Below are 13,952 nucleotides of genomic sequence, written 5' to 3' on the forward strand. Positions count from 1 at the left end.
CGCGCCGGGCACGGTGATTGGCGCGGCAGGAGGGTCTCGAACCCCCGACCCCGGGCTTAGAAGGCCCGTGCTCTATCCAGCTGAGCTACTGCCGCAATTTGAATCCGCGCATTTTACCCCATCGGCCCCGCGCGTCCGGCGCTTACAATACGTAGCGCTCCGTTCGACGATGAATGCTACAGTTTCCATCGTTTCATCACACCAACACGCCATGAGTTTCCTGTCCAAGCACAATAAGCACGCACTCCGCGCCATCGCCGCATCCGCCGCATTGGGCGCCGCCGCGACGGCGTCGGCGGGCATCACTTACCAGCTGGACCAGACCCACGCCGTCGCGGGGGACGCCGTCACGATCCGGGCGGTGCTGTTCAATGACACGGACAGCGCCATGACCTGGCGCACGCCCAAGAACCTGGTGCTGCAGTGGCGCGACCAGAACGGGCATGCCGTGCGCAGCCTGGCCTACCTGGAAGGCGACGGCGATCCGGTGAATGTGCCGGTGAACAACTTCGTGAAGCTTTCATGGCGCGCCATCGTGCCCAGCGGCGTCAAGGGGCTGCAGGCGGTGAACGTCGAAGGGGAATCCACGCTGCTGGCGCTGGACGCCACGCCGCTGGACAAAAGCGTGATCGCCGGCACGACGGCCGACGTGCCGGTCGTGGACGCCGGCGCCGGCGGTCTGCGAGACCGGGATCCTCCCCTGCCCCCGAGAGTCGTCTCGGCGGTGGGCGCATCGGCAACGCAAGGGCCGGCCGTGGGCGGCAGCACCGCGACCGCGGCCCAGTCCACCGGTTTCGAAACCTTCAGAAGCTCGCTGTCCGCCTATGAGCCGATCTATTTCGACGTGGGCAACAAGGGCGGGCGCAATGCGCGCTATCAGGTCAGCTTCAAGTACCGCATCTTCACGCCGAACGACCCCAACAATCCGCAGTTCATCGACCATCTGTACCTGGGCTATACGCAAACGGCGCTCTGGGACCTGCATTCCGATTCCCATCCTTTCGTGGACACTTCCTTCAAGCCCAGCCTGTTCTGGCGCAAGGACGCGCTCTGGCGGTCGCGCCAGAACGATTGGTTCCTGGGCTTGGCGGGCGGTGTGGAGCACGAATCCAACGGCAAGAGCGGCAATGATTCGCGCTCGCTCAATTTCGCCTACATCCAGCCCGAGTTCAACTACCGTTTCAGCGGCGGCAGCACGCTGACTTTCGCCCCGAGGCTGAAGGGTTACTTCGGCACCCGGAACAATCCGGATTATGCCGATTATGCGGGCCACGTGGACTGGAAGCTGCGCTGGGCGCAGGACAACGGCCTGGTGCTGACGGGCCTGTACCGGCATGGCCACGGCAACCACAATACCACCCAGATCGAGGCGGCGTGGCCGCTGCGGCGCACTTTCCTGAACATGAACGGGTATCTGCACGTGCAGTATTTCAAGGGGTATGGCGAGACGCTGCTGGGCTACGATCACAAGAGCGGTTCGCAGGTGCGCATCGGGATCGCGCTGGTTCCGTGACCGGCACGTAACTGCCGGCGCGCCGCCGCATTCGGCACGCCCCTAAACCGCCAGATACGCCCTGCGAACGCTCTCGTCGCCGGCCAGGGCCGACATGCTGCCTTCGTAGCGGATCTCCCCCTTCTCCAGGACGTAGGCGCGGTCCGAAACCAGCCTTCCGAAGTGGATGTTCTGCTCCGACAGCAGAATGCTGGCCCCCCGCGCCTTCAGCGCCAGAATCATGTCCGCCATCTGCTCGACGACGACCGGCGCTATCCCTTCCGAAGGCTCGTCGAGCAGCAGCAGGAAGGGGTTGCCCATCAAGGTCCTGGCGACGGTCAGCATCTGCTGTTCGCCGCCGCTCATCGCCCCCGCCGGCCGGTCCAGCATGCCTGCCAGGGCGGGAAACAGCGCCAGCACGTCGTCCAGGCTCCAGTTCAGGCCCGGCGAGCCATCGGGCCAGGCACGCGGCGGCTGCCTGCCGGCGGACAGGTTCTCGGCCACGGTCAAGTCCGTGAACACCCGCCGGTCTTCGGGCACATAGCCCAGGCCCAGCCGCGCGATCTGGTACGGCTGCAGGCCGTGCAGAGGACGGCCCATGAACCGCACATCGCCCCGCGTCCGCGCCAGCAAGCCCATGATGGCCTTCAGCGTGGTGGACTTGCCGGCGCCGTTGCGGCCCATCAAGGCCACGACCTCGCCCCTTGCCACGCTCAGGCCGATGTCGTGCAGGATATGGGCCGCGCCATACCAGGCGTTCAGGCCCGACACCGACAGCAAAGGCCGCGTTTCCGTCATGCCGGGCCCGCCTCTTGCGCATGCGCGCCGAAAGTCTTGCCGGTGCCGAAATACACCTCCTGGACCTTGGCGTCGCGCCGCACCTCGTCCACGCTTCCTTGCGCGATCAGGCTGCCGCGCGCCAGCACGATGACCCGGTCGGCATAGGCGAACACCACGTCCATGCTGTGTTCGGTGAACAGCACCGCAAGATTGCGCTCCGTCACCAGCTGCTTCACCAGGCCGACCAGGGCATTGCGTTCGGCGGGCGCCATGCCCGCCGTCGGCTCGTCCATCAGCAACAGCGTGGGCGCCGCGGCCAGGCTCATGGCCAGCTCCACCCGCTTCACGTCGCCGTAGGCGAGCTCGCTGCAGGGGCGGGCCGCCTGCTCCCGCATGCCCACCTGGCCGAGCAAGGCGTCGGCTTCCGCCGCGTACTGCCGGGCGGCGCTGCGCCAGAAGGAGAACACCTTGCGATGGTGGGCCAGGAGCGCCATCTGCACATTCTCGCGCACGGTCAAAGAAGAAAAAGTGGCGGCGATCTGGAAGGTGCGCCCCACGCCCAGCTGCGCGATCCGGCGGGAAGGCAGGCCCAGCAATTCGGCACCGTTCAGCTTCACCGAACCGGCCGACGCCGGCAATTGCCCGCCGACCATGTTGAAGGTGGTGGATTTGCCCGCGCCGTTGGGGCCGATCAGGGCCAGCAGTTCGCCCGGCCGCAGGTCGAAGCTCACCCCGTCGACCGCCCGGTTGCCGCCGAAGTCTTTGGTCAGCCCTCTGACGGAAAGCAGGCTCATGCCTTCGCCCCCCACGCCCGCCGCCCTTGGAACGCGCCGGCGATTCCCTGCGGGAACGCCAGCACGATGAGCAGGATCACGGCGCCGAAGAGCGCACGCCAGTATTCGGTGACGCCCACGAAATAATCCTGGAGCACGGTGAAGCTCGCCGCCCCGACGATGGGCCCGGACAGGCTCTGGATGCCGCCCAGCAGCACCATGACCAGGCCGTCCACCGACTTGCCCACGGTGATCACCTCCGGCGACGTGCTGCCTTTCGAAAATACGTACAGCGCGCCCGCGACGCCGGCGAGCAGGCCCGCGATCGCGAACGCGGTCCACTGTATGCGCTTGACGTCCATGCCCAGCGCATCGGCGCGCAACGAGGAGTCGCGGACGGCCCGCAAGGCCTGGCCGAAGGGCGAAAACGCCATGCGCCTGACCCACAGCGCCAGCAGCGCGACCACGGCCAGGCTGAAGTAGTAATAGCGGCCCGCGGCCAGCCAGTCGTCCGGCCAGATCCCGACGATGCCGTTGGAGCCGCCCGTGACGTCGTCCCATTGATACACGATGGACCAGATGATTTGCGCGAAGGCCAGGGTCAGCATGGCGAGGTAGACGCCGGTGAGGCGTATGCAGAACCATCCGAACACCATGGCGGCCAGCCCGGCCACCACGGGCGCCGCGACGATGGACGCCGCCATGCCCAGGCCGGCCGCCTTGAAAAGCAGCGCGGCGCTGTAGGCCCCGATGCCGAAGTAGGCGGCGTGGCCGAAAGTCGGCATGCCGCCCAGGCCCATCATGAAGTGCAGGCTGACGGCGAACAGCACCGCCACCAGCATGTCCTGCGCGAGCACCGTGGCGTACGGCAGCGTGGCCGACAGCAGGGGCAGCGCGGCCGCGGCGGCGACGAGCGCGAGCGCGGCCAGCCGGAACGCCGGGCCGCCGGGCCGCAAAGTGGGCTCGGCCGAGGCCGCGTGCCGCATCAGCGGCAGCGGCTTGCCCATGAGGCCCCAGGGCTTGAAGACGAGGACGAAAGCCATGAAGATGAATTCGACGACCAGGGTGAGCTTGGGAAAGGCGATGCTGAGGCCGAACAGCTCCACCACGCCCAGCGCGATGCAAAGCGCCTTGAGCTGGGCGATGATCAGCGCCGCCAGGTAGGCGCCCGGCAGGGAGCCCATGCCGCCCACCACGACCACCACGAAGACGTCGCCGATGATGCCCAGGTCGAGCGTCAGGCTGGCCGGCTGGCGGGGAATCTGCAGGGCGCCGCCCAGCCCCGCCAGGAAGGCGCCCAGGGCGAACACGCTGGTGAACAGCCAGGCCTGGTTGACTCCCAGCGCGCCCAGCATTTCACGATCCTGGGTGGCCGCGCGGATCAGCGTGCCCCAGCGGCTGCGGGTCAACAGCAGCCACACCAGCAGCAGGACCAGCGGCCCCGCGGCGATCATGGCCAGGTCGTAGACGGGAAGATAGCGGCCGAGGATGCGGACGGAGCCGTCCAGGCCCGGGGCCAGCGGCCCCAGGAGGTCGTCCGGCCCCCAAAGCCACATGGCCATGTCGTTGAAAACGAGGACCAGGGCGAAGGTGGCCAGCAGCTGGAACATTTCGGGCGCTTTGTAGATGCGCCTGAGCAGCAGCAGTTCGGCCAGGGCCCCCAGCAGGCCGATCGCCAGCGCGGCGCACAGGATCGCCAGCCAATAGCCCGCCGGCCCGTCGCCCCAGGCCTGGACCAGCGTGTAGGCGACATAGATGCCCAGCATGTAAAGGGAGCCATGGGCGAAATTGACGATGCGGGTGACGCCGAAAATCAGCGAAAGCCCCGCCGCGACCAGGAATAGGGAAGAGGCTTCAGCCAGCCCGTTCAGGAACTGGACGATGAACCCTGCCGGCTGCATGCATCAACCGCCCGCGCCGGGCCGCCACTTGCGGACGAGCTCGTCGGGCGGCTGAACCGAGGCGCCGTCGACGTATTGGAAGTCGACCATCACGCCCTTGCCGTCCTTGACGGCCAGCTTGCCCACATAGGCGCCCATGGTGGATTGGTGGTCCAGCCCGCGGTATTTGATGCGGCCGAAAGGCGTGTCGACTTCGAGTTCCTTGAAGGCCTGGATCAGCGCGGGGGTGTCGGTCGTGCCGGCCTTGGCGATGCCGGCCGCCAGGGACAGGATCGTGTTGTAGCCCACGACGGTGCCCAGGCGCGGGTAGTCGTCATAGCGCTCCTGGTAGGCCTTGAGGAAGCGGTCGTGTTCGGGCGTGTCTATGGCATACCAGGGGTAGCCCGTCACCACCCAGCCTTCCGGCGTTTCGCGCCCCAGGGGATCCAGGTATTCCGGTTCGCCCGTCAGCATGCTGACGACCGACAGGCCCTTGAACAGGTTGCGCTGCGAGCCGGCGCGCACGAACTTGGCCAGGTCGGTGGCGAACAGCACGTTGAACATGGCCTCGGGCTTGGCGTCGGCGAGCGCCTGCACCACGTTGCCCGCGTCGATCTTGCCCAGCGGCGCCGCCTGCTCCGCCACGAATTCCACGTCGGGCTGGGCCTCTTTGAGCAGCGTCTTGAACGTGGCCGTCGCGGACTGGCCGTATTCGTAGTTGGGGTAGACGATGGCCCAGCGCTTCTTGTTCATCTTGACCGCGGCGGGAATCAGCATCGCCACCTGCATATAGGTGGAATTGCGCAGGCGATAGGTGTAGTCGTTGCCTTCGGCCCAGACTATCTTGTCGGTCAGGGGCTCGCTTGCCAGGAAGAAGCGCTTCTTGTGCTTGGCGTAGTCCGTGACCGCCAGCCCCACGTGCGACAGAAAAGTGCCGGTCAAGACGTCGACCTTGTCGCGCGAGAGCAGTTCTTCGGCCGCGCGCACCGCGTCGCCGGGGTTGGAATTGTCGTCGCGCACGATCAGTTCCAGCTGCTTGCCGTTGACGCCGCCCGCCGCGTTGATTTGCTCGACCGCGAGCTCCATGCCTTTTTTGTAGGGCCCCAGGAAGGCGGGCTGGGACTTGTAGCTGTTGAGCTCGCCGATCTTGATGACGTCGGCGGCGCGGGCTGGAGCGCTTGCCGCGGTGAAGGCGAAAATGGCGAACAGCGCTGTGTGGAGCCGGACCGAGAACATGATATTTCCTGTGCGGGGCGTAATGATGAGTGGGTACGAGCGAATAAATTGTACGCAATAACCGGGCGGGCGAAAGCCATATGCCATTACACTACATCCCTTTCCATACGACAAAGCCTTCCGCGATGCGCGCCCTTATCCTGAACTTCATTGTGTCGGGCCTGTGCCTGCTGACCGCCAGCCGCCTGCTGCTGGCGGCATGGCAATGGAAGCGGGTCCGGCAAGCCGGCGGGCTGCTGCCCATACTGAAAGGCGGCCTGCGCATAGACGCCAACCAGATCGCCGTGGTCAGCGGCATTCCGCTGTTGCTGGCGCCCTGGCTGGGGCATCACCCCCTGGCGGTGCAGATCACCGGCTATTGGTTTCTTCTCGCCTGGATGCTGCTGGTCCTGCTCGAAGTCTCGACGCCCCAGTTCATCCATGAATACGATACCCGCCCCAACCGGCTGTATGTGGAATATTTGAAGCACCCGCAGGAAGTGTTCGGCATGCTCTGGAAGGGCTACAAGGGCGTCATTTTCGGCGCGCTCGCGGCCCTGGGCCTGTTCGCCTGGATAGGCCACGGGCTTTTCGTCGGCGCGGCGCCCGACCCGGCCATGGCCTGGTGGCAGCGCCCGCTGTTCTCGCTCGGCGCGGCCGCCGCCGTCTTCCTGGCCATACGCGGCACCTTGGGGCATCGTCCCATCAACCCCTCCACCGTCGCCTACTGCGGCGACAGCATGCTGAACACCCTGCCGCTCAATTCGCTGTACAGCGTGGCCTACGCCATCTACAGCATGAAGAACGAGCGCTCGGCGTCCGACGTCTACGGCGACATGCCCGAACAGGACGTCCATGCAACGGTGCGCCGCTGCGCCGACCTGCCCGACGGGCCGCCCGAGATCCCCACGCTGCACCTGCAGCAGCCGGGCGCGGCGCGCGCGCGGCCGTTCAATCTGGTCATGATCGTGGAAGAAAGCCTGGGCGCGCAATACGTCGGCAACCTGGGCGGCGCGGGCCTCACGCCCTGCCTGGACGAGCTGGCCAAATCCGCCTGGAACTTCACCCGGGCCTATGCGACCGGCACCCGTTCGGTCCGCGGCCTGGAGGCCGTGGTGGCGGGGTTCCCGCCCACCATCTCGGACGCCGCGCTGCGGCTTTCCGGCGCCCAGAGCAATTTCTTCACCATGGCCCAGGCCTTGCGCCGGCACGGCTACCGTTCGCATTTCATCTATGGGGGGGAAGCCCACTTCGACAACATGAAGAGCTTCTTCCTGGGCAACGGCTTCGACGAGCTGCACGACCTGCCCACCTTCAAGAACCCGGCCTTCGTGGGCACCTGGGGCGCCAGCGACGAAGACATGTTCAACACCCTGCACACACTGCTGGACGAGAACGGCGGCGAACCCACTTTCGCGCTGGCCTTTTCGGTCAGCAACCATTCGCCCTGGGAATACCCCGCCGGCCGCATCGCCACCGACGGCAACCCCGCCACGGTCGAAAACACCGTCCGCTACGCCGACTGGTCCATCGGCCGGTTCTTCGAGCAGGCCCGCCAGTCCGCCTATTGGGACAACACCGTCTTCCTGATCGTGGCCGACCACGACTCCCGGGTGTTCGGCGCGAACCTGGTGCCGCTGCGCCACTTCCACATCCCCGCGCTGATACTGGGCGCCGGCGTGCCCGCCCGCCAGGACGACCGCCTGATCAGCCAGATCGACCTGCCCACGACCCTGCTGTCGCTGATCGGCCTGGAAACCCGGCATCCCATGATAGGCCGCGACCTGACGCGGGCCACGCCGGGCCGCGCCATGATGCAATACGGGGAAAACTACGGCTACCTGAAAGACGACATGCTGGTGGTCCTGGAACCCCACAGGCCGCCGACCCAGTACCGCTACGAGGCGCCCGAGCGCTACACCCCGGTTGCCCTGGACGAAACGCTGGCCCGCGAAGCGCTGGCGCACGTGCTCTGGCCCAGCCTGGTCTACCAGAAACGGGCCTACACCCTGCCGCAACTCCAGGCCCGGCCCTGAGCCGGTCAAAGCCACGATACAATGCTGACATCTAACTGAAAAGGAAATTCTGATGGAGTTGCTGCTTGACCCGTCCGTATGGGTCGGCTTATTGACGTTGGTGGTCCTGGAAATCGTCCTGGGCATCGACAACCTGATCTTCATCGCCATCCTTGCGGACAAGCTGCCGCCCCAGCAGCGCGACCGCGCCCGCGTCATCGGCCTGTCGCTTGCGCTGATCATGCGCCTGGCGCTGCTGTCGGCCATTTCATGGCTGTTCAAGCTCACCACGCCGCTCTTTTCCGTGGGCCCGCTCGCCTTCTCGGGCCGGGACCTCATCCTCATCCTGGGCGGCTTCTTCCTGGTGTTCAAGGCCACCATGGAAATACACGAGCGCGTGGAAGGCAAGAGCCACGCGATGTCCGGGTCCAGGATGTACGCAGGCTTCTGGGTCATCGTCACCCAGATCGTCGTGCTCGACGCGGTCTTCTCCCTGGACGCCGTCATCACCGCGGTGGGCATGGTGGACGACCTGGAAGTCATGATGGCCGCCGTCATCATCGCCATCGGCATCATGCTGGTCGCGTCCAAGCCGCTGACCCGGTTCGTGAACGCCCACCCCACCGTCGTCATACTGTGCCTGGGCTTCCTGCTGATGATCGGTTTCGCCCTGGTGGCGGAAGGCTTCGGCTTCAAGGTGCCCAAGGGCTATCTGTACGCCGCGATCGGGTTCTCGGTCATCATCGAAACCCTCAACCAGATCGCGCGGCGCAACCTGCTCAATGCCGACCATCGCCCCATGCGCGAGCGCACCGCCGAAGGCATATTGCGCATGCTGGGCAAACGGCCGCAGTCCGACCAGCCTCCGCCCGAAGGCGCCGCGCAGCCGCCGGACGAAACGCCCTTCGGCATCGAGGAGCGCAACATGGTGAGCGGCGTGCTGCGCCTGGCCGACCGCAACGTGCATTCGATCATGACGCCCCGCAACGACATCACCTGGATCAACATCGAAGACGATCCGGACACCATACGCGAAGAGATCACGCGCACCCCGCACGGCTTCTTCCCGGTCTGCCGGGGCTCGCTGGACGACATCGTCGGCATAGGCCGCGCCAAGGACATGATCGCCGACCTCCTGCAGAACAAGACGCTGAACCAGAAAGCGCTGCGCCCGCCCATCATCGTCCACGAGACCGTGCGCATCCTCGACCTCATCGACATCCTCAAATCCGCCCGCGGGCAGCTGGTGATGGTGATCAATGAATTCGGGGCGGTCGAGGGGCTGGTCACGCCCATCGACGTGTTCGAGGCGATCGCGGGGGACTTCCCCGACGAGGACGAGACGCCCGACATCATCCACAGCGGCGAGAACCGCTGGGTCGTCGACGGCGCCACCGACCTGCACCACTTCGAGCAGTCCCTGGAAATCGAAGGCCTCATGGGCGAATCCGACGACTACAGCACCGTCGCCGGATACCTGCTCAGGCAATTCGGCAGGCTGCCCGACGTCGGCGACCACCTGACCCTGGCGCTGGCGCAAGGCCACTTCCGCTTCGAGATCCTGCAGCTGGAAGGGCGGCGCATCGCCAAGGTATTGGTGGAACGGGGCGGCGACGCGGCGAAGGACGCCCCGCCCGCCGATGCCGCCTGAGCCCGGCCGGCTTGCAGCCGGTCGGCCTTGTAAATTCATGCTACACTACTTGGCTGTTGTTCGTCGGGGCGTAGCGCAGCCTGGTAGCGCATCTGGTTTGGGACCAGAGGGTCGCGAGTTCGAATCCCGCCGCCCCGACCAATAGAATCAAAGGGTTAGCAGCGCAAGGCGGCTAACCTTTTTGTTTTTCGGGCCAGTGCAAGTTGCGTGTCCGTAATGTTTGCCACGGCGCTCAGGCAGACAGCCTTAACTCCGGATGCAACCCCGCCCGCGCCGCCAGCGTCAGCAGCATATCCAGACTGAAATTCCCCACCTTGCCCTTGATCAGCCGAGAAACCCTCGGCTGTGTGATACCAAGTTGCTTTGCCGCCTCAGCCTGCGTCCAACCTTGCTCCTTGAGCCTCTGCGCAGTCCGAATCATCACCTCCGCACGCGGCGATCCGCTTGGCGTCACTCTCCAAAATGCCGCGTTACCCATTGTTCACACACGGCCCAGAGCAGCGGAGCGCCTCTTTTAATGATGGGGCCATAGCGGGAAAAAACTTGTTCAAACGAAACGCTGCTTTCTATCCAGGTTCCGCCACCGGTGAATACATTTACAAGGAGCGGCTGAAAGCGATCAAGCGCCTTCGCAAATTTTGCGTCATCCGTCTCTGCGCGCTCAAATTCCTGCCATAAGCCGAGGAGTTCGTTACCTTGCTGCTGAGGCAATAAGCCAAATAATCGTTCTGCTGCTCTAGACTCTTGTTCAGTCTGCGATTCGTTTGAAGATTCACTATGGATTGGAAAATCGCCAACATCTATCTCGACAATGTCATGCAGTAAAAGCATCTGTATGACGCGATTTTTATTTATAGGCCCGCACGCATACTCACTCAGTATCAAAGCGTACATCGCTAAGTGCCAAGAATGCTCGGCAGAATTTTCTTTCCGACTTTTGTCAAGCAAAGATGATTGTCGTACTACCGTTTTCAGTCGGTCGATTTCTCTTAGAAAAGCCAACTGCTTTTCCAATGCTGTCGATTGCATAATCTTTTCAATCTAAAAGCCACGTCTTAGTATATAGCGCGGTTGCAATGACAGCCGCTCAGGGCCGAAAGCCGCTGCAACGCAGTGCCTTGCCTTCAGTCGATGCGCGGCAGGCGCAGCACGATTCTGAGTCCGCCCAGGTCCGATTGCGACGCGGCCACATCCCCGCCATAAAGCCCCGCCAGGTCCTTCACGATCGCCAGGCCCAGGCCCGAACCCGGCGCCTGTTCGTCCGCCCTGACCCCGCGCTGGAACACCGCTTCGTATCCGTCCTGGGGCAGTCCCGGGCCGTCGTCGTCCACGGTGAAACGCAAGTAGCGGCCGTCGGCGCCCACGCCTATCACGATGCGGCGCCTGGCCCATTTACAGGCATTGTCCAGCACGTTCCCCAGCATTTCCTGCAGATCCTGCTCTTCCCCGCGAAAGGCCAGGCCGGGCGGGCAAGGCGCCAAGGCCAGGTCCAGGCCTTTGTCGGCATACAGCTTTTCCATCACGCGCAGCAGGCCGCGCAAGGGTTCGTCCACCAAGGTGCGCAGGCCCGATGCCTGCATGGCGGCCGCCGCCCGCGCGCGCATCAAGTGGTGATCGACTTGCCGGCGCGCCATGCCCACCTGTTCGTCGACCAGACGCCCCAGCGCGGTGTCGTCCCCCGCCACGGCATTGGACAGCACCGACAGGGGAGTCTTGAGGGCATGGGCGAGGTTGCCCGCCTGCGCCCGCGCCCGGGAAACGACTTCGGCGTTCAAGGACAGCACGCCGTTGAAATCGTCCACCAGCGGCTGAAGCTCCGTGGGGAACACGCCTTCGATTTGCGGTTTCTTTCCTTGCCGAAGCGCCGCCAGTTCGCGGCGCAAGCGGCCCAGGGGCCGCAGCCCCAGGAAAACCTGGCCGACCGCCGCCAGCATCAACCCCACCGCCAGGACGCCCAGAGAAAGCGTCAGCATGCGCATGAAGCGTTCGATCGGCTCGGCCATCGCGGCCTGGTCCGCGGCCACCATCAACCGCATGACCGGCGCCGCCTCTTCGGCGGGATGCACGATCTGGGAGACCATCGACAGCCTGGCGCCGTTGGGCCCCGCGACGTCGAAATACAGGCGTTCATTGCCGTCCGGCGCCGCGCGCGCATCCAGTGCCTGGTCCCACAGGGAGCGGGAACGCAGCGCGCCCGCGGCGCCCGGGCGTTCCGGGCCGCCCAGCAGGTCCACCTGCCAGTACAGGCCGGAATAGGGCTTGTCGAAACGAGGGTCGCTCAGGGCCGCCGGCACGGCCGGCCGGCCGGCGGCGTCGAAGTCCACCGCGGCGATGAGCTGGTCCAGGTGCATGCCCAGCTCCGCCCTGAATTGCGCGCGGATATGCTGGCGAAAAAGGCCGTCCAGCGCCCAGCCCGTGGCCAGCACGGCCAGCAGCACCCAGACCAGGGTGCCCAGCAGGAGGCGCAAGCGCAGCGAGTTCAGCAGCGGCCATCGACGCATGCCCATTCATCGCTCCGGCGCGGCCAGCCTGTAGCCCAGCCCGCGCACCGTCTCGATGTAATCAGGCGGCAGCTTCTTGCGCAGGCGGGCGATGAAGACTTCTATGGTGTTGGAATCGCGATCGAAGTCCTGGGCGTAGATGTGTTCCGTGAGTTCTGCGCGCGAAATCACCTTGCCGACGTGATGCATCAGGAATTCCAGCACGCGGTATTCGTGGCTGGTCAGAGCGACCTGCTTGCCGCCGGCGGAAACCCGGGCGTTGCGCGGGTCGAGCACCACGTCGCCGCAGCGCAATTCAGGGCTGGCGTGCCCATGCGCGCGCCGCAGCAAGGCGCGCACGCGGGCCAGCAGTTCTTCCATGTGGAAAGGCTTGGTCAGGTAGTCGTCGGCGCCGGCGTCGATGCCGGCGACTTTCTCGTGCCACATGTCCCGCGCGGTGAGGATGAGCACCGGCATGGACTTGCCCGCCATGCGCCATTTCTTGAGTATCGTGATCCCGTCGACCACGGGCAGGCCCAGATCGAGGACGACGGCGTCGAAGGGCTCGACTTCGCCCAGGTACAGGGCGTCGCGGCCATTGTCGGCAAGGTCGACGGCATGCCCGGCCCCGCGCAAGGCCTCGCACAGCTGCATGGACAGCGTGGGCTCGTCTTCAACCACCAGTATACGCATCGCTTACCGCCTTGCTTCTATCTTTCGCGCTTCCGCATTTTGCTCTTGAGCACGGTGCCGTCGCGCGCATCGATTTCGAGTTCGACCATGCGGCCGCCGGCCTGCAGGACTTTGAGTTCGTACACCCATGCCCCGTCTTCCCGTTCGAACTCCACCTCCACGACCTGCCCAGGGTAGTCGCGTTCGATGAGGCTCAGCACTTTGCTCAAGGGAAGGATATCACCGGCTTCCAGCGCCTGCCTGGCTTTTTCGTGGTCGCGTTCGTCGCCGTGACTGACGCCCAGGGGCAGCATGCCGCCCAGCAAGGCCGCCGCCACCACGATCGCTCCGAATTTTCTGTTCCGCATACGGCCTCCGTGTTCCTGCCGCCCCTTGGGCGGATGCTGGGGCCTGTTGACGCCTGTGGGCAGGCGGCCGCCTTTTGGCGAGTGTGGACCCTTGTCGGTTATAGCGCCCGCGAGATGAACGGGGGATGAACGAGGCCTTCAGACGGCGTTCATATGGCGGGGCGCACAATGGCGTCAAGGTCATGAAACGGCCTGTCTTTTTAGCCACTGAATTTTTTAGCCACTTTTCAACTACTGGAGAACGCCATGCGTGCAACGACAAAACTTTTTTCCGCTCTTTTCCTTGGTGCGAGCCTGTTGGCGACGGGCGCCGTGATGGTGCCGGCGCAGGCGCAGAATGCGCCGGCCGCCCAGGTCCGCCAAAACGATGCGGGCAGCCGCCTGAATATCAAGCAAGTCTACGACAAGCTGGAAGCGGCCGGATACACCCGCATCACGGAGATCGAGTGGGATGACGGCCGGTATCAGGCGACGGCCGTGAATCCGCAGGGGCAGCGTAGCAAGGTGGACATCGATCCGGTAACAGGAGAGATCATAGGCTTCAAGCTGAAGGACCGCCGGAACTGATGTGACGGTAAGCTAGGGCCGGGGGCCGGCCAGCCTGCGGGTTGGCCGGCCCCTTCTTT

13 protein-coding genes and 2 tRNA genes are annotated in these 13,952 nt (G+C 65.0%); 5 read left to right on the top strand and 10 right to left on the bottom strand.

Features of this window, described 5'->3' with window-relative positions:
* Nucleotides 1-18: 18 nt before the first annotated feature.
* A tRNA-Arg gene (locus tag H0A72_RS04630) sits at nt 19-95 on the bottom strand.
* Nucleotides 96-211: 116 nt separating this feature from the next.
* Here H0A72_RS04630 and H0A72_RS04635 point away from each other — a divergent pair.
* Nucleotides 212-1,513, top strand: coding sequence for a phospholipase A (locus H0A72_RS04635; RefSeq protein WP_180153879.1), 1,302 nt, complete (start codon nt 212-214; stop codon nt 1,511-1,513).
* A gap of 42 nt (nt 1,514-1,555) precedes the next feature.
* On the opposite strand, the gene H0A72_RS04640 is transcribed toward H0A72_RS04635, so the two are convergent.
* From H0A72_RS04640 to H0A72_RS04655, 4 genes are read right to left on the bottom strand one after another with little or no spacing between them, the layout of a single operon-like run.
* Nucleotides 1,556-2,290, bottom strand: coding sequence for an ABC transporter ATP-binding protein (locus H0A72_RS04640; protein WP_180153880.1), 735 nt, complete (start codon nt 2,288-2,290; stop codon nt 1,556-1,558).
* On the bottom strand, nt 2,287-3,066 hold the full coding sequence (locus H0A72_RS04645; RefSeq protein WP_180153881.1) for an ABC transporter ATP-binding protein: 780 nt from the start codon (nt 3,064-3,066) through the stop codon (nt 2,287-2,289). The genes H0A72_RS04640 and H0A72_RS04645 overlap by 4 nt, the downstream gene beginning before the upstream one ends.
* A complete protein-coding gene (locus H0A72_RS04650) occupies nt 3,063-4,946 on the bottom strand; it encodes an ABC transporter permease (RefSeq protein ID WP_180153882.1) in 1,884 nt (627 codons plus the stop codon). Before H0A72_RS04650 ends, H0A72_RS04645 begins: the two co-directional genes overlap by 4 nt.
* A gap of 3 nt (nt 4,947-4,949) precedes the next feature.
* Nucleotides 4,950-6,161 carry an ABC transporter substrate-binding protein gene (locus tag H0A72_RS04655; RefSeq protein WP_180153883.1) on the bottom strand — a complete coding sequence of 404 codons (1,212 nt, stop codon included), beginning with the start codon at nt 6,159-6,161 and terminating at the stop codon, nt 4,950-4,952.
* Between the two features lie 125 nt (nt 6,162-6,286).
* Here H0A72_RS04655 and H0A72_RS04660 point away from each other — a divergent pair, with 125 nt between their 5' ends.
* From H0A72_RS04660 to H0A72_RS04670, 3 genes are all read left to right on the top strand, one after another.
* Nucleotides 6,287-8,176 (top strand): LTA synthase family protein, encoded by a 1,890-nt coding sequence (locus H0A72_RS04660; RefSeq protein ID WP_180153884.1) that lies wholly within the window; start codon nt 6,287-6,289, stop codon nt 8,174-8,176.
* Nucleotides 8,177-8,228: 52 nt separating this feature from the next.
* Nucleotides 8,229-9,806, top strand: a complete 1,578-nt coding sequence (locus tag H0A72_RS04665) for a TerC family protein (RefSeq protein ID WP_180153885.1) — start codon at nt 8,229-8,231, stop codon at nt 9,804-9,806.
* Between the two features lie 64 nt (nt 9,807-9,870).
* Nucleotides 9,871-9,947, top strand: a tRNA-Pro gene (locus tag H0A72_RS04670).
* A gap of 91 nt (nt 9,948-10,038) precedes the next feature.
* Here H0A72_RS04670 and H0A72_RS22500 read toward each other — a convergent pair.
* From H0A72_RS22500 to H0A72_RS04695, 5 genes are all read right to left on the bottom strand, one after another.
* Nucleotides 10,039-10,284 carry a helix-turn-helix domain-containing protein gene (locus H0A72_RS22500; protein WP_180153886.1) on the bottom strand — a complete coding sequence of 82 codons (246 nt, stop codon included), beginning with the start codon at nt 10,282-10,284 and terminating at the stop codon, nt 10,039-10,041.
* Nucleotides 10,257-10,835: an HD domain-containing protein gene (locus tag H0A72_RS04680; RefSeq protein ID WP_180153887.1), complete on the bottom strand. Its 579-nt coding sequence runs from the start codon at nt 10,833-10,835 to the stop codon at nt 10,257-10,259. The genes H0A72_RS22500 and H0A72_RS04680 overlap by 28 nt, the downstream gene beginning before the upstream one ends.
* 95 nt (nt 10,836-10,930) lie before the next feature.
* Nucleotides 10,931-12,313, bottom strand: a complete 1,383-nt coding sequence (locus H0A72_RS04685) for a sensor histidine kinase (protein WP_343060096.1) — start codon at nt 12,311-12,313, stop codon at nt 10,931-10,933.
* On the bottom strand, nt 12,314-12,979 hold the full coding sequence (locus H0A72_RS04690; protein WP_180153888.1) for a response regulator transcription factor: 666 nt from the start codon (nt 12,977-12,979) through the stop codon (nt 12,314-12,316).
* Between the two features lie 17 nt (nt 12,980-12,996).
* Nucleotides 12,997-13,326, bottom strand: a complete 330-nt coding sequence (locus H0A72_RS04695; protein WP_180153889.1) for a PepSY domain-containing protein — start codon at nt 13,324-13,326, stop codon at nt 12,997-12,999.
* Between the two features lie 246 nt (nt 13,327-13,572).
* On the opposite strand from H0A72_RS04695, the gene H0A72_RS04700 reads away from it, so the two are divergent.
* On the top strand, nt 13,573-13,893 hold the full coding sequence (locus tag H0A72_RS04700) for a PepSY domain-containing protein (protein ID WP_180153890.1): 321 nt from the start codon (nt 13,573-13,575) through the stop codon (nt 13,891-13,893).
* Nucleotides 13,894-13,952 lie beyond the last annotated feature (59 nt).

It is taken from the genome of Parapusillimonas granuli (assembly GCF_013416525.1).
In the GTDB taxonomy this organism is placed as follows: Bacteria; Pseudomonadota; Gammaproteobacteria; order Burkholderiales; family Burkholderiaceae_B; genus Parapusillimonas; species Parapusillimonas granuli.